Raw genomic sequence first — 18,117 nt, 5'->3', positions numbered from 1 at the left:
ACCGCCTGCCAAAGGAGCACCCACACCCGCGTCACCGTTTCCGGTGGCGCGGGTGTTGCCGATGTTGGGCCTGGCGCACCTCGACCGTCCCTTCGACTATCTCGTCGACGCCGCCGACGAGGAGACCGCGGTGGTGGGGTCGCGGGTACGAATCCGGTTCGCGGGCAGGCTCGTCGACGGTTTCGTGCTGGAACGCCGCGCCGACAGTGACCACGTCGGGAACCTGTCGTACCTCGACAGGGTGGTGTCGGCCGAACCGGTCCTGACTCCCGAACTGGCAACCCTGACCCGAGCGGTGGCGGACCGGTACGCGGGCACCATGTCCGATGTGTTGCGGCTGGCCGTCCCGCCCCGCCACGCCCGCACCGAGGCACGGCCTGCCGACGACATTCCGCCGCCACCGGAGCCGCCCGATCTGGCGGGCTGGTCGTCGTACCAGCACGCGGAATCGTTCATCGGCGCACTCGGCTCGGGGGTGTCGGCGGCCGCGCCGCACGCCGTCTGGCAGGCGACGCCGGGGGAGCAATGGCCACAGCGGTTGGCGGAGCTTGCCACGGCGACGGCGGCGGCGGGCAAGGGGACGATCATCGTCGTACCCGATCAACGTGATCTCGACCGACTCGTCGAGGCATGCGAACCGCTCCTGGGTGACCGCTGCGTCAGCCTGACCGCCGGGCTGGGGCCATCGGCGCGGTACCGGCGGTGGCTGGCGGTCAGCCGGGGCACGGCGTCGGTGGTGGTCGGTACCCGCAGTGCCGTGTTCGCGCCGGTGCGTGATCTCGGGCTGGTGGTGGTGTGGGACGACGGCGACGACAGTCTCGCCGAACCACGGGCGCCCTACCCGCATCCGCGTGAGGTCGGTGTCCTGCGCGCCCATCAGCAGCGATGCGGGTTCCTCCTCGGCGGCTACGCCCGCACCGCCGAGGCGCAGGCGCTCGTCGAGTCGGGGTGGGCGCATGATCTTGTCGCCGACCGCGCGCTGGTCCGGGCGAGGATGCCGCGGGTGCAGGCACTCTCGGATTCGGATGCCAGGGTGATGCGTGACCCGCTGGCCCATTCGGCCCGGATCCCGGAGCTGGCGTTCGTGGCGGCCCGCAAGGCGATCGCCGCGGACCTGCCGGTGCTGTTCAGCGTGCCGCGGCGCGGCTACCTGCCCTCGCTCGCGTGCGCACGGTGCCGGACGCACGTGCGGTGCCGCGCCTGTCATGGCCCGGTCCAGCTCGACCAGGACCGGATGGGGCACGGGGAGATCCTGGCCTGCCGGTGGTGCGGGCGGACCGAACGAAGCTTCCGGTGTGTGGAATGCGGCGGGACCCGGGTGCGCGCACTGGTGACGGGTGCACGCCGTACTGCCGAGGAACTGGGCCGGGCCTTCGCCGGTGTTCCGGTGGTGACCTCGGGCGGCAGTGCCACCGTCACCGCGATCGAGCCGGGCGCCCGGGTCGTCGTGGCCACCCCCGGCGTCGAGCCGGTGGTGCCCGGTGGGTACGGGGCCGCGGTGATCCTGGACACCTGGGCGTACCTGGATCGCGCCGACCTGCGGGTCGCCGAGATCGCGGTGCGCAGGTGGCTGGCGATCGGTGCGCTCGTCCGTGCCCACGGCGGCGGCGGGGAACTGGTGCTGGTGGCCGACGCCGGCATTCGTGCGGTGCAGGCGGTGGTGCGGTGGGATCCGGTCGGGTTCGCCGCCCTCGAACTCGCCCAGCGCGCCGAGCTGGGCTTTCCGCCGGCCGTGACGATGGCGTCCGTCGACGGTCTTGCCGCCGACGTCACCCGCTTCACCGACCTCATCGACATGCCCACCGGCGCTGATCTCCTCGGCCCGGTCGCGCTGCCCGCCGGTGTCCGGCCACCCGCGGGTCTGGCCGACACCCGGGCGGCGGGAGCCTTCGACGACGAGTCCGCCGACATTGAACGGGTACTGGTGCGTGTGGACCGTCGGCACGGGCGCACCCTGGCCGCCGCCCTCACCGAGGCCCAGAAGCGCCGAAACACCAAACACGAGACCGGGCCTGTCCGGGTACAGGTCGACCCGCACACCATCGGCTAGCCTGTAAAGCCCGGTGGTTCGTCCACCTCAGCCGATCCAGCACGTGTGAAAGGTCCTCATGAGAGTGGTGTTCGCCGGTACGCCGGAGGTGGCCGTGCCCACATTGCGGCGGCTGCTGGAGTCCGAGCATGAGGTGGTCGGCGTCATCTCCCGTCCCGACGCGGTGTCCGGGCGTGGACGCAAGGTGTCGCGGTCGCCGGTGGCGCTGGTGGCAGATGAGGAAGGTGTCGAGGTGTTCCAGCCGAGGCGGCTGTCCGACGACGGTGTCGCCGACAAACTCGCCGAGTGGAATCCCGAGGTCGCCGTCGTCGTCGCCTACGGGGGACTGGTGCCGCCCGCACTGCTGGAGTTGCCCGAACACGGCTGGATCAACCTGCACTTCTCGGTGCTGCCCGCCTGGCGCGGTGCCGCACCGGTGCAGGCATCGATCGCCGCCGGTGACGAGTTCGCCGGGGCCACAACCTTTCTCCTAGAAGAGGGGCTGGACACCGGCCCTGTCTTCGGGGTGATCACCGAACGGATCAAGCCCACCGACACCAGCGGCGACCTGCTGGCCCGGCTCGCCGACGCGGGTTCGTCGCTGGTCATCACCACTCTCGACGGGCTCGCCGCCGGCATCCTCGTGCCGGCCGCGCAACCGCTCGACGGGGTGTCCCACGCACCGAAGGTGACCGTCGAGGACGCCCGCATCCGCTGGGACCGGCCCGCGCACATAGTCGACCGGCTCATCCGGGCGCACACCCCCGCACCCGGTGCGTGGACCACCCTCGACGACGCCCGCATCAAGGTCGGCCCGCCGCAGGGCATCACCGAACTCGACGCCGACCAGGCCGTGCCGGCGCCGGGCGAACTGCGGGTCACCAAGAAGGACGTGTTCGTCGGCACCGCCGGTAAGCCGGTGCGCCTCGGTACTGTGCAGCCGCCCGGTAAGAAGCCGATGGCCGCGGCGGACTGGGCGCGTGGTGCCAGGCTCACCGACGGGCAGGTGCTCCGATGACCGGTGCACCTGGCAACCGCAGGCCCCGCAAAGGCGGCGGTGATCGCCGCGGCCCCAAGGATTCCCGGCCCCGCGATCAGCAGCCGCGCGACAAGAAGCTGCGCGAGAAGGACGTCGACGTCGCCCGCGAAGCGGCCCGTGATGTGCTGCGCGCGGTCCGCGAGCAGTCCGCGTACGCCAACCTTCTGCTGCCGAGGCTGCTGCGTGAACGCCACATCACCGGCCGCGACGCGGCCTTCGCCACCGAACTCACCTACGGAGCCGCCCGCGCGCAGGGGCTTCTCGATGCCGTGATCGCGTCGGCGGCGGGTCGCGGGATCGACGACATCGACGGAAACGTCCTCGACATCCTGCGGCTCGGTGCCTACCAGTTGTTGCGCACGCGGACCTCGCCGCACGCCGCGGTGTCCACGTCGGTGGATCTGGCACGTTCCGAATTGGGTATGGGCCCTTCGGGTTTCGTGAACGCCGTGCTGCGCAAGATCTCCCAGCGCGACGAGGACCTGTGGATCGATGAACTCGCGCCGCCGATGGCCGAGGACATGATCGGTAGTCTCGCGTTCCGCTACGCACACCCCCGGTGGATCGCCGAGGTGTTCTTCGACGCCCTCGGCCGGTCGGCCGGGCAGCTGCAGGCGGCGCTGGCCGCCGACGACGAACGCCCACCCGTGCATCTGGTGGCCCGGCCCGGCATGATCACCGCCGAGGAACTGGCACTGACCAGCGGGGGCGACGAGGGCCGCTACTCGCCGTACTGCGTGTACCTGCCCGGGGGTGATCCAGGTGGAATCGACGCGGTCCGCGACGGTTTCGCCGGTGTCCAGGATGAGGGCAGCCAGCTCGTCGCGCGTGCGGTCACCGTCGCCGAGGTGGGCGAGGACTCCGGCCGCTGGCTCGACATGTGCGCAGGCCCTGGTGGCAAAGCCGCGTTGATCGGGGCGATCGCCGACATCGACGGCGCCCGTCTCGACGCACTAGAGGTGTCCGACCATCGCGCCGAACTGATCCGCAAGATCACCGGCGACCTGCCTGTCGACGTCCGCGTCGCCGACGCCCGTGATTCCGGACTCGAACCCGGGTACGACCGCATCCTCCTTGACGCCCCTTGCTCCGGCCTGGGCTCCCTGCGCCGCCGCCCCGAGGCTCGCTGGCGCCGTACCCCCGCCGACGTCACCGAACTCGTCGTCTTGCAGAAGGAACTGCTCGCCGAGGCGCTGCGGCTGGTCAAACCCGGTGGTGTGGTGGTCTATTCGACCTGCTCGCCGCATCCCGCCGAAACGGTGGAGGTCATCGACGCCGTCGTCGCGGCGGTGCCGGGAGCCCGGCAGCTCGACGCCCGCCCACTGGTCACCGTCGGCGAACTCACCGAATCCCTCCTCGGTCCCGGCCCGCACGTGCAGCTGTGGCCACACCTGCACGGCACCGACGCCATGTTCCTGGCCGCGGTGACCAGGGATACGTAAGTCGTCCCTTCGGGCGCTGGCCGAACCGGCAGCAAGCGCATAGCGTCGTAGACCCGGCAGTGCTGTTTCGTCCGAAAGGTCCAGTTCGATGAGATGTGTCCCGATCGTGTTCGGCGCCGTGTGCGCACTCGTCGTCGGGCTGGGTGCGCTGGTGGTCCCGGCCCCCGCATCAGCCGCCCCTAGCGCGGCGTCGCTGGAGGGCAGTATCCATTCGCTCACCAACACCGAGCGCACCCAGCGGAAACTGGGCAAACTCGGCACCAACGCCTGCCTGAAGCGCTATGCCGTGACCCACGCACAGCGCCAGGCCCGGGACAATCGTATGTACCACCAGCAGATCCGCCCGATCCTGAGCGCCTGCGGCCTGCGTTACGTCGGTGAGAATGTCGCCGCCGGATACCCCACCGCACGTGCGGTGATGACCGGCTGGATGAACTCACCCGGCCACCGAGCCAACATCCTCAAACGCGAATTCAACCGCCTCGGCGTCGGCGTCGCCTACTCCAAGTCCGGCCGCCCCTACTACTGCCAGGTCTTCGGCCAGGTCTGAAACCGGTTCACTGACACCAATCGGAACGGGTTGGCATTTGAGTTTGCCGGCAAACTCATCGATATCTACAGCTCAGCTGACTGCGGTTACGACCGTGGCAGGCAGGCGGGACGCCCTGAATCGTGGTTGTAGATCAGAGACTTGAGTAGTAGTTTCGGATGATGGCTGCCATGAGACGGCGGCGCTTGGCGAGGAACTCCCGGTAGTTGCCCGCTGAGATTTCGCCGATGTCAGTCGGTACGGCGTTCTCGCCGAGATTGACGGAGAGCACTGCTTGGCTGGTAATTTCCCCGAGCCGTAGGTCGCCGGTTTCGATCTGCTCATGCACGATCGCCATGTATTCCGCCGGTGGACGGTTGCTGATCGCGATATTGATGGCGGTCTCGGTAAGCGCGAAGTTAGCAACCTGATTGTAGTCACCGCGGTCGGGATAGCCGTTCTTGGCCAGGTAGTCCTTGGGAACGATGTGATGAATGTCGCCGCTCTGTTGGTGCATTGCGGCGACGGTCACGCCCTTGGAAAGGAAGCCACGCGCGCCGGTCGTGACTTGCGCGGCAAGGAACGTTTGAAAGAATGGGCTGACGGTGCTTGTCGTGTCGAGGGCTGCGGGGAGTGTCACGGCCCAGAAGGCATCGGATAGTTCGGACTCCTCAATCTGCTTCAGATAGTTGGCAGCGCCTTGCTCGCCGATGCGGCGGATATCCTGTTCCCAGGTGGATTCGAAACTTCCTGAGTGGCGGCTCGTCAGCATTGACATCACGAACCACCGCTTGACGATTCGTTTGCGCTCGCCGTCAGTGAGGTCAGAATCCGCGCGCAGGCGGAGGTAGAGCGCGTACGCGAAGTTTAGGGCGTTCTTCGAATTCACCATGCGTGCCGAGATGAAGCCTGTTGCCTTGATTGTCATGATGAAGTTCTCGAAGTTGTACTTCCTGACGATCTCGATCAGTGATCGCTCAAGCGTGTCGTACGCGACCGGGATTCGTTTGTCGTCAACCTTTCGAGTCTCAGGATCTCGACCCGATAGTTCACTGACGATGCTCGACGCCTTGCCGCGGCTGAATCCGACCAGACCTGCGACGCGAATTATGTCACTGTAGGCGGGAGTGTACAGGTCCTCGGAGTTATCCTTCAGCCACTTGATAGCGTCAAGGTACTTGGTCGCAGAGAAATCCGTGTCGTTGTCCTGGATATCGCTGAATGCGTGCGGTGCCGCCGCGAGGTGACAGAAGTAGTCGATCAGCTTGCGGATACTGCGCCCGCGGTCGCCGTACGTGGCGATCTTGCTCATCGCGAAGTCAGCGCTACTGAGGGGTACGCCTTTCGAATTGATTCGGATGAAGATCTCGGACACCGTCTCAACATCGAGGTCGTCCGCGAGCGCGATAATGCCGATCTGGGAGTTCTTGATCGCTCCGAGGCGCCCGAGGTTGGCCTCGAAGACTAATTCGTTGACGTCGGGGTTGATGGTCAAATACTTGCGTGCAAATGACAGTGGCGACACTGAGTTGAAGTACTCGCTGATGTCTGGAATCCACTGAGGGTTCTTCTTTATAACCGGCGTCACGGTGGCGAACTGCTCAGTGATCGGATTGAACGCGATTTGGATACGGACGGACTGGTAGCGCTTGTTGACTACAGGTAGCCCAGCGACGGCAGCGCGCAGCGCGGTCACGCGTTGCTGACCATCGATCAGGATCTGCTGATGCGAGGCGACCTGGCCATCCTTGAGGTTGGCTCCGACAGACTGCCAGGTGATCAGGTAGCCGACCGGATAGCCCTTGTAGAGGGAGTCCATCAAGTCGCGCACTTTGACGCTGTCCCAGACGAAGGGGCGCTGCAGCTCCGGGATCGCGATCTTCTCGCCCTTCACATCAGCCAGGAGTTGACTGACAGCCGACTGATTGACTGTGTACTTCGCCACAAGTTCTCCTTCGCTTTGAGTCCACCGTAATAGTGCAGGCAGGGCAGGGTCTCAGCGGGATCTGGTGCGATCTCGACGCAAGGAGCCTGGCGACCTGGTTGCCCTTGAGCCTGGCAAGTGTGAGCCGGTCCGGGTGGATGATCTTCAACCGGCACGCGAGTGCCGAGTAGACAGCAAGGGAAGCCGAACGTTCGGGGTTCCGATACGCCTAAGATCGTGCAGCTCACTCTTGATGGTGACCGGATTGGGTGCCGCCATCAGTGCTAGGGCGGGTTCGACGAGATTGTCACCGACATCTTGTGCGCGCTCAACGTGGCCAGCACGCCACAGATCGTAGAGAGCTGCGAACTCGCGGGTGAGGACGTTCGCGGTGCCGAGGATGGCTCCGTCGGCACCCATCGCCAGGAGTGGCGACACGAGGGCGTCCTCGCCTGCGAGGATCGAGAACTGCTCCGGCCGTGCGGCGATCAGGCGGGCGGTGTCGTAGTCGACGGCGCCGACGGCCTGTTTGATGCCGACGATGTTGGGATGTTCGACCAGTCGCAGGATCGCGTCGGCACCCAAAGCTTGCCCGGTCCGGTACGGCACGTTGTAGAGGATCAACGGGATCGGGCTGCGGTCGGCGAGGAACTCGAAATGTGCGACCACACCGTCCTCGGACGGCCGGACGTAGTACGGAACGACGGTCAGTGCGGCATCGACTTCGGCTGTGGCAGCCAGGGTTTCGAGTTCGGTCAGGGTGCTGCGCGTGTTGTTGGAGCCGGCTCCGACGATCAGCGGTACTGATCGCTGCCGACACACGGATGCGCATACGTCGACCACCTGGGACCGTTCGTCCGGGTTGAGTGACGAGGCTTCGCCGGTGGTGCCGAGTGCGACGATGCCTGACGCGCCGTCATCGATGACAGTCTGCGCGTGGCGTTCCAGTTCATCGTCGTCGGTGAACGGCGTGATGAGTGGGACCAGGATGCCCGCAGGGTGAAAGGTCATGTACTGACGATCGTCCACAATTTCGCGAAGGTCTACTTACTGTATTTGTCGGCAAGCATAAGATTTGGTGATGCTTGATCCGAATCGCCTCCGACTGCTCCGGGAACTGGCCCATCGTGGCACCATCGCCGCTGTCGCCGAAGCACTTGCGTACACACCGTCGGCGGTGTCTCAACAACTGTCGGCACTGGAACGGGAATCCGGTGCGTCCCTGCTGCGCAGAACCGGCAGGGGCGTGACCCTGACCGACGCAGGGCGGCTGCTCGTCGGACACGCAGACACCATCCTTGCCGACATCGAATGTGCCGAGGCAGCGCTTGCCGCGGTCGATGCGGATACGTCCGGCGTGGTCCGGCTCGGCGCATTCACGTCGGCACTCGTCCCGATCGTCGGACCGGCACTGCGCGCTCTGGCTGAATCCGATCCGGGTGTGAAACTCGAAGTGACAGAACTTGACCCGGCCCGCGCCCCGGACCTGCTGCGGTCGGGACACCTCGATGTCGCACTCGTTCATGAATACGACAACGCACCGTCGATCGTCGGCAGCGGTATCGACCTGGTCTCGCTGCTGGACGAACCGGTCTTCCTCGTGACCCGGGCAACGACCACGGTACCAAGCAACGACCTACGCCATTACGAATCTCGCGATTGGCTGTCGGGAAGCGTCGGAACCTTATGCCACGCGATGACCGTCCGCAGTTGCGAAGCCGCGGGCTTCACCCCACGCATCGTGCACCACGTCGACGACTTCGGTGCAGTCCTGGACATCGTTGAAGCCTCGGACTGCGTCGCGCTGGTACCTGCCCTCGGCATAACCGCGGTCGCTGGTGACGTCGCCTGCACCGAACTACCGATCCGCCGACGCACCAAGATCGCCTGTCGCCGAGGCAGTACGGCAGCGCCCACCTTCACCGCAGTCGGTGACGCATTACGCGCAGTAGTGCCCAGTTGAGCTTGCCGATAGATCCGGAAACCGGGTCTATTAGCAAGCTCAAACCGACGTATGCGGGTGGCGGGACCACATCGCGGCACCGATTAGAATCTGCGCACATGTGCACCGCCGGTAAGAGCCCGATGATCGCTCCGTCCATCCTGTCCGCCGACTTCGCGAACCTGGCCGCCGAGGCGGCCGCCGTCGCGAAGGACGGCTCGACCCGTGCCGACTGGCTGCACGTCGACGTCATGGACGGGCATTTCGTGCCGAATCTGACGCTCGGGCTGCCGATTGTGGAGTCGATTCTCAAGTCGACGGACATCCCGATCGACTGTCATCTGATGATCGAGGATCCGGCCCGGTGGGCGCCGCCGTACGCAGAGGCAGGCGCGTACAACGTGACGTTCCATGCCGAGGCCACGAATGATCCGGTGCCCGTGGCCCGCGACATCCGTAAGGCCGGCGCGAAGGCGGGGCTCTCGCTCAAGCCGGGAACGCCGCTGGAACCGTACCTGGAGATCCTGAAAAGCTTTGACACACTGCTGATCATGAGTGTCGAGCCCGGGTTCGGCGGGCAGAGTTTCATTCCGGAGGTACTGGAGAAGGCACGCGCGATCCGCAAGGTCATCGACTCCGGTGACCTGACCCTGCTCGTCGAGATCGACGGCGGCATCAACGCCGACACCATCGAGCAGGCCGCGGAGGCCGGTATCGACTGCTTCGTCGCCGGTTCCGCCGTCTACGGCAAGGACGATCCGGGTGCGGCCGTGGCGGCGCTGCGGGCGCAGGCGGCTGCCGTCCGCTGACCGATATGGACTTCGACGGGGCGATGCTGCGCGCGATCGATGCATCGCGGGCAGCACAGGGGATCAGTTCGCCGAACCCTCCCGTGGGGGCGGTGATCGTTGCGCCCGACGGGGCCGTGGTGGGGGTGGGCGCCACCCAGCCGCCCGGCGGGCCGCACGCCGAGATCATGGCGCTGCGGCAGGCGGGGGAGTCGGCACGCGGGGCGACCGCGGTGGTGACGCTCGAACCGTGCAACCACACCGGACGGACCGGCCCGTGCGCGCAGGCGTTGCTCGAGGCCGGGATCACGGCGGTGGTGTACGCGGTCGCCGACCCCAATCCGACCGCCGCCGGCGGGGCGCGGACGCTGCATGCGGCCGGGGTGACAGTCCACGAGGGTGTCGGCCTCGACGCGGCGGAGGCGGGGCCGCTGCGACCCTGGCTGTTCCGGCAGCGGCACGGCCGGCCGCTGGTCACCGCCAAGATCGCCACCACCATCGACGGCCGGATCGCCGCACCCGACGGCACCAGCCAATGGATCACCGGACCCGCCGCGCGCGCCCACGCACACGAGATCCGGTCACGCATCGACGCGATCGTCGTCGGCACCGGAACAGCATTGCGGGACAACCCGAAACTCACCGCGCGCCGTCCCGACGGGCAACCGTACGCACATCAGCCGACGCGCGTCGTCACCGGACGGCGTGACCTGCCCGCCGACGCCGCCCTGCGCGGCGGACCCGGCTACCTGCACGTCCACAGCCACGATCCGGCCGCGGTGCTCGCGGTGCTCCCGGACGCCCTGTGGGTGCTGGTGGAGGGCGGACCGTCGATCATCGGGGCATTCGCCGACGCCGACCTCATCGACGAGATCGACCACTACCTGGCACCCGCCCTCCTCGGCGCCGGCGCCTCGTCGGTCGGCGCGCAGCGGGTGACCACCCTCACCGACAAGCGAGTGTTCCGGCGCGATGTGGTCACCGAACTCGGCGACGACCTGTACGTGCGGTACCGCAGACAACTCGGGGACGGTGCCGGGTTTCGCGCTCGGTGATTCGGGAAATCCGCGCTGACAGGCACGCGTGCTAGCGTCGATCCCAGAAGTTCTCGGGGCGGGGTGAAATTCCCCACCGGCGGTGACGTCCGTGACCACGAGGTCCGGCGAAGCCCGCGAGCGCTGCCTACCCGGTCACCGGGCGGGCGGGTCAGCAGATCCGGTGTGATTCCGGAGCCGACGGTGACAGTCCGGATGCGAGAGAACAGGCGACACGATGCCGTCTGCGTCCGCTCCGGGGTGTGAGGACAGGAGCGCGGAGTTGTTTACCGGCATCGTCGAGGAACTCGGCACCATCGTCGCCCGCGACGATCTAAGTGATTCCGCCCGCATCACCGTCGACGGGCCGCTGGTCACCTCCGACGCCGGTCACGGCGATTCCATCGCGGTCAACGGCGTCTGCCTGACCGTTGTCGAATTCGGCGAGGGCCGATTCACCGTCGACGTCATGGCCGAAACCCTCAAACGCAGCTCCCTCGGCGCCCTGGAGGCGGGCAGCCGCGTAAACCTCGAACGTGCGATGGCCGCCGGTGGCCGCTTCGGCGGGCACATCGTGCAAGGTCACGTGGACGGTGTCGGCACCGTGGTGTCGGTCAGCCCGTCCGAGAACTGGACGGTGGTACGGATCGCACTGCCGGACGACCTGTCGCGTTATGTTGTGGAAAAAGGATCGATCACCGTAGACGGTGTCTCGCTGACGGTGTCGGCGGTGGGGTATGGCGAAGGGGGCACAGGCGACTGGTTCGAGATCTCGCTGATCCCCACCACACTGGCCGAGACCAACCTGGGAATCACCGAGCCGGGACTCGTGGTCAATCTTGAGGTGGACGTGATCGCCAAGTATGTCGAACGCCTGCACAGTCGGGCGGGCGGCGCGACGCACAGCCACGGCGAGTAGAACTAAGTCGATAGCGAACAGAATCAAGCGAAGTGAGCAGCATGTCTGAAGACACCGAGGCATCGCAGGCCAAGGTTGCAGAAGCCAGGGCGACGTTCGACACGATCGAACGTGCCGTCGCCGACATCGCGGCCGGTAAAGCGGTCGTCGTGGTGGACGACGAGGACCGTGAGAACGAGGGCGACCTGATCTTCGCGGCCGAGATGGCCACGCCAGAACTGGTGGCTTTCATGGTGCGCTACACCTCCGGCTACCTGTGCGTCCCGCTCGACGGCGACGACTGCGACCGCCTGGGCCTCCCTCCGATGTACTCGATGAACCAGGACAAGCACGGCACCGCCTACACGGTCACCGTCGACGCCCGGCTCGGTGTGGGCACCGGCATCAGTGCCGCCGACCGCGCCACCACGATGCGTCTGCTTGCCGACCCGAAAGCCACCGCCAACGACTTCACCCGCCCCGGGCACGTGGTCCCGTTGCGCGCCAAGGAGGGCGGTGTGCTGCGCCGCCCCGGCCATACCGAGGCCGCGGTCGACCTGGCCCGCCTGGCCGGGCTGGCACCCGCGGGCGTGATCTGCGAGATCGTCAGCCAGAAGGACGAAGGGCACATGGCGCAGACCGACGAGCTGCGCGTCTTTGCCGATGAACACGACCTCGCACTGATCTCCATCGCCGATCTCATCGCCTGGCGCCGCCGCAACGAGAAGCACGTGGTGCGGGTCGCCGACGCGCGGATCCCCACCAAGCACGGCGATTTCCGCGCCGTCGGCTACACCAGCGTGTACGACGACGTCGAACATGTGGCGCTCGTGATGGGCGACATCGCCGGCACCGACGGACAGGGTAACGACGTGCTGGTGCGCGTCCACTCCGAATGCCTCACCGGCGACGTGTTCGGGTCGCTGCGCTGCGACTGCGGTCCGCAGCTCGACGCCGCGATGGAGATGGTGGCGGCCGAGGGCCGCGGCATCGTGCTGTACATGCGCGGTCATGAGGGCCGTGGCATCGGCCTACTGCACAAGCTGCAGGCCTACCAGTTGCAGGATGCCGGCCAGGACACCGTCGACGCCAACCTCTCGCTGGGGTTGCCCGCCGATTCCCGCGACTACGGTCTCGGCGCGCAGATCCTCGTCGACCTCGGGGTGTCGTCGATGCGCCTGCTGACCAACAACCCTGCCAAACGTGTCGGCCTGGATGGCTACGGGCTGCAGATCACCGAGCGGGTGCCGATGCCGGTGCGCGCCAACGCCGAGAACCTGCGGTATCTGCGCACCAAGCGCGACCGCATGGGTCACGATCTGGACGGACTCGAAGAAGCCGTCAGCAATGAGGGCGCCGTACCGTCCGGTCAGCACTCCACGGCGACGGGAAGCCCGGCATGAGCGGCGCGGGAGAACCGACCCTCGACCTGGGGAATGTGTCGGATCTGCGGGTGGCGATCGTCAGTTCGCAATGGCACGAGACTATCTGCACCGCGCTGCTCGACGGCGCGCTGCGCGCCGCCGCCGACGCGGGCACGCCCACACCGACGGTCGTTCGGGTCGCCGGTGCCATCGAGCTGCCGGTGATCGTGCAGGCGCTGGCCCGCACCCACGACGCCGTCGTCGCTCTCGGTGTGGTGATCAAGGGTGAGACACCGCATTTCGATTACGTGTGCGACGCGGTGACCGCAGGCCTGACGCGGGTGTCGCTGGACGAGTCGACGCCCGTCGGCAACGGTGTGCTGACCACCCTCGACGAGCAGCAGGCGCTGGCGCGGGCCGGTCTGCCGGATTCGTCGGAGGACAAGGGTGCGCAGGCGATGTCGGCGGCGCTCGCGTCGGCCGTGATCCTGCGCGATCTGGCCGCGGGGACCCCGGAGAAGTGAGTGTGAGCAGTCCGGTCACCGAGTGGGAACTGGAGTACCGCCCGGGCAAGCTGCGTCTGTACGCGGTGATCGCGGCCGCGGTGGTGCTCACCATCCACATCGTGTTCGGGGCGCTGCTGACGATCTCCGACACCGGCGTCCGCAATGTGGGTGTCCTCGATCAGCTGTCGATCATGTTGATCGGCGTTCTGATCGCGGGCGCGATCCTGCTGGTCACCCGGCCGCGGATCCGCGTCGGGCGGGCGGGGGTGTCGGTGCGCAATCTCGCCACCGAGCGGCTCTTCGAATGGGACCGGGTGCGCGGGTTGACCTACCCCGAGAAGGGCAGTTCGGCGCAGCTCGAACTGCCCGATGACGAGCACGTACCCGTGCTGGCGGTGCGCGCCTCCGACGGCGAGCAGGCTGTCGCGGCGATGGACAGGTTCCGCGAACTCGACGCCCGCTACCGCGGCCGCTGACCCGCCGCCCGTGGCCGGTGGGCCGTCCGTACTAGCCTGGAGCGGTGGCCGACCCGTCAACCTATCGCCCCGCCGCGGGCACCATTCCCACCGATCCAGGCGTCTACAAGTTCCGCGATGCGCACCGGCGGGTCATCTATGTGGGCAAGGCCAAGAACCTGCGGTCACGGCTGACGTCGTACTTCGCCGACATCGCCTCACTGCACCCCCGGACCCGGCAGATGGTCACTACGGCCGCATCGGTGGAGTGGACGGTCGTCGGTACCGAGGTGGAGGCGCTGCAGCTCGAATACAACTGGATCAAGGAGTTCGATCCGCGGTTCAACGTCCGCTACCGCGACGACAAAACCTATCCGGTGCTGGCCGTCACCCTCAACGAGGAGTATCCGCGGCTGGCCGTCTATCGCGGCCCGCGCAAACGCGGCGTCCGCTACTTCGGCCCGTACTCACATGCGTGGGCCATCCGCGAGACGGTGGACCTGCTCACCCGCGTGTTCCCGGCCCGGACCTGCACCAACGGGGTGTTCAAGCGGCACAGCCAGATGGACCGCCCGTGCCTGCTCGGCTACATCGACAAGTGCTCGGCGCCCTGCGTGGGGCGGGTCACCGCCGACGAGCACCGCCGAATCGTCGGCGACTTCTGCGACTTCCTGGCCGGGCGCACCGACCAGATGATCAATCAGCTCGAACGCGAGATGACTGCTGCCGCAGAAGAACTCGATTTCGAGCGGGCGGCCCGGCTGCGCGACGACATCAACGCCCTGCGCCGGGCGATGGAGAAGCAGTCCGTGGTGTTCGGCGACGGCACCGACGCCGATGTCATCGCCGTCGATTCCGACGACCTCGAGATGTCGGTGCAGGTGTTCCATGTGCGTGGTGGCCGAGTCCGTGGCCAGCGGGGCTGGGTGGTCGAGCGTTTCGACTCCGACGACGACGGTGAGGTGATCGGGCAGTTCCTCACCCAGTTCTACGGCGGCCAGGCCGATGTCGAGAGCGGTGTGACGGGCGGTGTGGTGGAGTCGATCCCGCGTGAGGTGCTGGTACCGGCGGTGCCCGCCGACGTCGACGAGGTGGCCGACTGGCTCTCGGGTTTGCGCGGCAGCCGGGTGACGGTGCGGGTGCCGCAGCGCGGAGACAAACGCACCCTGATGGAGACCGTGGCGCGCAACGCGTCCGAGTCGTTGGCCCACCACAAGCTGAAGAGAGCCGGTGATCTGACGACCCGGTCGGCGGCGCTGACTGAGATCCAGCAGGCCCTCGCCCTCGACGAGGCGCCGCTGCGCATCGAATGTGTCGACATCTCGCACGTACAGGGCACAGACGTGGTGGCCTCGCTGGTGGTGTTCGAGGACGGCCTGCCCCGCAAGTCGGACTACCGGCACTACTCGATCAAAGAGGCCGCGGGCGAAGGGCATTCCGACGACGTCGCCTCGATCGCCGAGGTCACCCGGCGACGGTTCCTGCGTCACCGCGCCGACCAGGAGCCGGTAGTGGACCCCGACTCGGGCAAGGCCCGCCGGTTCGCCTACCCGCCCAACCTGTTCGTCGTCGACGGCGGGCAGCCTCAGGTGCAGGCCGCGGCCGCGGTGTTCGACGAACTCGGTATCACCGATGTCGCGGTGGTCGGGCTCGCGAAACGGCTGGAGGAGATCTGGCTCCCCGACGACGACGATCCGGTGATCCTGCCGCGCAGCAGTGAGGCGCTGTTCCTGCTGCAGCGTGTGCGTGACGAGGCACACCGGTTTGCGATCACATTCCATCGCAGTAAGCGCAGCAAGCGGATGACCGAATCCGCGCTGGACGGCATTCCGGGCCTGGGGCAGACCCGGCGCACCGCGCTGGTCAGCCATTTCGGGTCGGTCGCCAAGCTGCGCGAGGCCTCGATCGAGGAGATCTCGGCGGTTCCGGGTATCGGAGTGGCCACGGCGACGGCGGTTCGTGAGGCACTCGCGGTCGGGAACGGGCACGATGAACGCGGGCAGACGACCGGGCCCGATGAACGCGGGCGGACGCCCGGGGCACAGCCGGCCCGGGCCGCCGGAGGAGGATTTGTGGATGAGTGAGGCAAGCGTTCTCGGTGAGGCGACCGGCCTGACGGTGCTGTTCGTGGCCGGCATGTCGGGTGCGGGCCGGTCGAGTGTGGCCAACATTCTCGAGGACGACGGCTGGTATGTGGCCGACAACGTGCCGCCGTCCCTCGTCGCCAAGCTCGTCGACTTCGTCCACACCGACAGCCCGGCGATCGCCCGGATGGGAATCGTGGTGCGGGCCACCGACAGCGCCATCGACGACGAGCTGGCGCAGGTACGCGACCAGCTCGCCCAGGCCGGGGTGACCACGCGGGTGCTGTTCCTCGACGCCAGCGATCAGATCCTGGTCCGGCGTTTCGAGCAGGTCCGCCGGCGCCACCCGATGCAGGGCGGGGAGACCCTGATCGAGGGCATCGCGCGGGAGCGGGCGGTACTGGCTCCCATCATGGACTCGGCCGATCTGGTGGTGGAGACATCCAACCTGAGCATCGCCAAACTGCGGGCGGTGGTGGAGGGCATGTACCCGAGCACCGGCGACGAGAAGCTGAGCATCGCGCTGCAGTCGTTCGGATTCAAGTACGGCCTGCCGATCGATTCCGACCTCGTGGCCGATGTTCGCTTTCTGCCCAACCCGTACTGGATCCCGGAGCTGCGTGAACACAACGGCCGCGACGAGCCGGTGCGCGACTACGTCCTCGGTCAGCCGGAGGCCGAACAGTTCGCCCGGACCTACGTCGATCTGGTGGCGCTGGTCGCGCCCGGGTATCTGCGGGAGGGTAAGCGCTACATGACAATCAGCGTCGGCTGCACGGGCGGTAAACACCGCAGTGTGGCGATGACCGAGGAACTCGCACGCCGGCTCATGGAACTGTCCGGCGACGGGGACTCCCGGTACGACATCCGGGTGATGCACCGCGATCTGGGACGCGAGTGATGGGCGAGCCGAAGATCGTCGCGCTCGGCGGCGGACACGGACTGTACGCGACCCTGACGGCGATGCGGTACCTGACCCGTCATGTGACGGCGGTGGTGACCGTCGCCGACGACGGCGGTTCGTCGGGCCGGATGCGGGCCGAACTCGATGTGATCCCGCCCGGCGATCTGCGGATGGCGCTGGCCGCGTTGATGAGTGCGCCCGCCGCACTGGCCGACCGGGCCGAGGGCCACGACCGGGACAAGCGGACGTTGTGGGCCGACGCCCTGCAGCACCGGTTCCGCGGCAGGGGAGCGCTCGCCGGGCATCCGGTGGGCAATCTGCTGCTGGCGGGCCTGTCCGAGTTGCTCGGGGATCCGGTCGCCGCCCTCGACGAGCTCCGGGACATCTTCGGCGTCGACGGGCGGGTGTTGCCGATGTCGCTGGTGCCGCTGGACATCGAGGCGGACGTGTCGGGGCTGGAGAGCGATCCGCGGATCAGTCGCTGCATCCGGGGGCAGGTCGCGGTGGCAACCACACCGGGCAAGGTGCGCCGGGTGCGGCTGCTGCCCGAGGACCCGCCGGCCTGTGACGAGGCCATCGCGGCGATCGGGGCGGCCGACCTGGTGGTGCTCGGGCCCGGGTCCTGGTTCTCGAGCGTGATCCCGCATGTGCTGGTGCCCAAACAGCTCGCCGCGCTGCGGCACAGCTCTGCCCGGAAAGTGCTCGTGGTCAATCTGGCGCCGGAATCGGGTGAGACGCCTGGCTTTTCGGTGGAACGGCATCTGCACGTGCTGCACGCGCATGCCGACGCGTTCCGGGTCGATCACGTGGTGGTCGATTCCGCGTCGGTGCCCGCGGGGCGGGAACGCGAGTATCTCGAGCGTGCGGCCGCGAAGTTCGGGGCCACGCTGCATGTGGGTGATCTCGCGGTGCCCGGCAGGCATGTCCACGATCCGGAGAAGTTGGCGCATCTCGTCCGAGGCCTGTATGAAGAAGAATAATCTTCGGCATCAAGAATCGGGCTCTGGATAGCGATCCGGCTGACCTATCGGAGCATGCGGATGCGTGAGCCGTTACGTATTTGAGATACTGACTGTTCGCGGGTGCGCCCGCCAGAGGGCGATGCCCATCCGGCGGACCACGTCACCCGCGGTGGCGCCCACGCCGGGCGTGGCGCCGTCTCACGGTGGGGTGTGCTGT

16 protein-coding genes and 1 riboswitch are annotated in these 18,117 nt (G+C 67.4%); of the genes, 14 read left to right on the top strand and 2 right to left on the bottom strand.

The window, feature by feature from the left end; translation table 11 throughout:
• Positions 1-61: 61 nt before the first annotated feature.
• From GOAMR_RS00640 to GOAMR_RS00625, 4 genes are all read left to right on the top strand, one after another.
• A complete protein-coding gene (locus tag GOAMR_RS00640) occupies positions 62-2,050 on the top strand; it encodes a primosomal protein N' (RefSeq protein ID WP_005181247.1) in 1,989 nt (662 codons plus the stop codon).
• Between the two features lie 58 nt (positions 2,051-2,108).
• Positions 2,109-3,047: a methionyl-tRNA formyltransferase gene (gene fmt, locus GOAMR_RS00635; RefSeq protein ID WP_005181245.1), complete on the top strand. Its 939-nt coding sequence runs from the start codon at positions 2,109-2,111 to the stop codon at positions 3,045-3,047.
• Positions 3,044-4,510 carry an RsmB/NOP family class I SAM-dependent RNA methyltransferase gene (locus GOAMR_RS00630; RefSeq protein WP_005181243.1) on the top strand — a complete coding sequence of 489 codons (1,467 nt, stop codon included), beginning with the start codon at positions 3,044-3,046 and terminating at the stop codon, positions 4,508-4,510. Before fmt ends, GOAMR_RS00630 begins: the two co-directional genes overlap by 4 nt.
• Before the next feature lie 88 nt (positions 4,511-4,598).
• Positions 4,599-5,060 carry a CAP domain-containing protein gene (locus GOAMR_RS00625; protein WP_005181241.1) on the top strand — a complete coding sequence of 154 codons (462 nt, stop codon included), beginning with the start codon at positions 4,599-4,601 and terminating at the stop codon, positions 5,058-5,060.
• A gap of 133 nt (positions 5,061-5,193) precedes the next feature.
• Here GOAMR_RS00625 and GOAMR_RS00620 read toward each other — a convergent pair whose 3' ends face one another.
• Together GOAMR_RS00620 and dapA are read right to left on the bottom strand one after the other, a co-directional pair.
• Positions 5,194-6,984: a GmrSD restriction endonuclease domain-containing protein gene (locus tag GOAMR_RS00620; RefSeq protein ID WP_005181238.1), complete on the bottom strand. Its 1,791-nt coding sequence runs from the start codon at positions 6,982-6,984 to the stop codon at positions 5,194-5,196.
• A 144-nt stretch (positions 6,985-7,128) separates the two neighbouring features.
• The gene (gene dapA, locus GOAMR_RS00615; RefSeq protein ID WP_005181236.1) at positions 7,129-7,974 is read right to left on the bottom strand and encodes a 4-hydroxy-tetrahydrodipicolinate synthase; all 846 of its coding nucleotides are present in this window, start codon (positions 7,972-7,974) and stop codon (positions 7,129-7,131) included.
• 70 nt (positions 7,975-8,044) lie between these two features.
• On the opposite strand from dapA, the gene GOAMR_RS00610 reads away from it, so the two are divergent.
• The 10 genes from GOAMR_RS00610 (at position 8,045) to GOAMR_RS00565 (ending at position 17,918) form a co-directional block, all read left to right on the top strand.
• A complete protein-coding gene (locus GOAMR_RS00610) occupies positions 8,045-8,926 on the top strand; it encodes a LysR family transcriptional regulator (protein ID WP_005181234.1) in 882 nt (293 codons plus the stop codon).
• Between the two features lie 98 nt (positions 8,927-9,024).
• The gene (rpe, locus tag GOAMR_RS00605; RefSeq protein WP_005181231.1) at positions 9,025-9,714 is read left to right on the top strand and encodes a ribulose-phosphate 3-epimerase; all 690 of its coding nucleotides are present in this window, start codon (positions 9,025-9,027) and stop codon (positions 9,712-9,714) included.
• A gap of 5 nt (positions 9,715-9,719) precedes the next feature.
• Positions 9,720-10,748, top strand: a complete 1,029-nt coding sequence (gene ribD / locus GOAMR_RS00600; protein WP_005181229.1) for a bifunctional diaminohydroxyphosphoribosylaminopyrimidine deaminase/5-amino-6-(5-phosphoribosylamino)uracil reductase RibD — start codon at positions 9,720-9,722, stop codon at positions 10,746-10,748.
• A 45-nt stretch (positions 10,749-10,793) separates the two neighbouring features.
• Positions 10,794-10,959: riboswitch (FMN riboswitch) on the top strand.
• Between the two features lie 51 nt (positions 10,960-11,010).
• Positions 11,011-11,646 (top strand): riboflavin synthase, encoded by a 636-nt coding sequence (locus GOAMR_RS00595; protein ID WP_005181227.1) that lies wholly within the window; start codon positions 11,011-11,013, stop codon positions 11,644-11,646.
• Between the two features lie 41 nt (positions 11,647-11,687).
• Positions 11,688-13,028 carry a bifunctional 3,4-dihydroxy-2-butanone-4-phosphate synthase/GTP cyclohydrolase II gene (locus tag GOAMR_RS00590; protein ID WP_005181225.1) on the top strand — a complete coding sequence of 447 codons (1,341 nt, stop codon included), beginning with the start codon at positions 11,688-11,690 and terminating at the stop codon, positions 13,026-13,028.
• Entirely contained in the window at positions 13,025-13,513 is a 489-nt protein-coding gene (ribH, locus tag GOAMR_RS00585; protein WP_005181222.1) for a 6,7-dimethyl-8-ribityllumazine synthase, read from the top strand. Before GOAMR_RS00590 ends, ribH begins: the two co-directional genes overlap by 4 nt.
• A 2-nt stretch (positions 13,514-13,515) precedes the next feature.
• Positions 13,516-13,971, top strand: coding sequence for a PH domain-containing protein (locus GOAMR_RS00580; protein WP_005181219.1), 456 nt, complete (start codon positions 13,516-13,518; stop codon positions 13,969-13,971).
• 44 nt (positions 13,972-14,015) lie between these two features.
• Positions 14,016-16,034 (top strand): excinuclease ABC subunit UvrC, encoded by a 2,019-nt coding sequence (uvrC, locus tag GOAMR_RS00575; RefSeq protein WP_005181216.1) that lies wholly within the window; start codon positions 14,016-14,018, stop codon positions 16,032-16,034.
• Complete coding sequence (gene rapZ, locus GOAMR_RS00570) at positions 16,027-16,935, top strand: RNase adapter RapZ (RefSeq protein ID WP_005181214.1); 909 nt, start codon at positions 16,027-16,029, stop codon at positions 16,933-16,935. The genes uvrC and rapZ overlap by 8 nt, the downstream gene beginning before the upstream one ends.
• Complete coding sequence (locus GOAMR_RS00565; RefSeq protein WP_005181212.1) at positions 16,935-17,918, top strand: gluconeogenesis factor YvcK family protein; 984 nt, start codon at positions 16,935-16,937, stop codon at positions 17,916-17,918. The genes rapZ and GOAMR_RS00565 overlap by 1 nt, the downstream gene beginning before the upstream one ends.
• The last annotated feature ends 199 nt before the right edge of the window (positions 17,919-18,117 follow it).

This window comes from Gordonia amarae NBRC 15530 (assembly GCF_000241345.1).
Lineage (GTDB): Bacteria > Actinomycetota > Actinomycetes > Mycobacteriales > Mycobacteriaceae > Gordonia > Gordonia amarae.
This window is presented reverse-complemented; position numbering and strand designations above follow the sequence as displayed.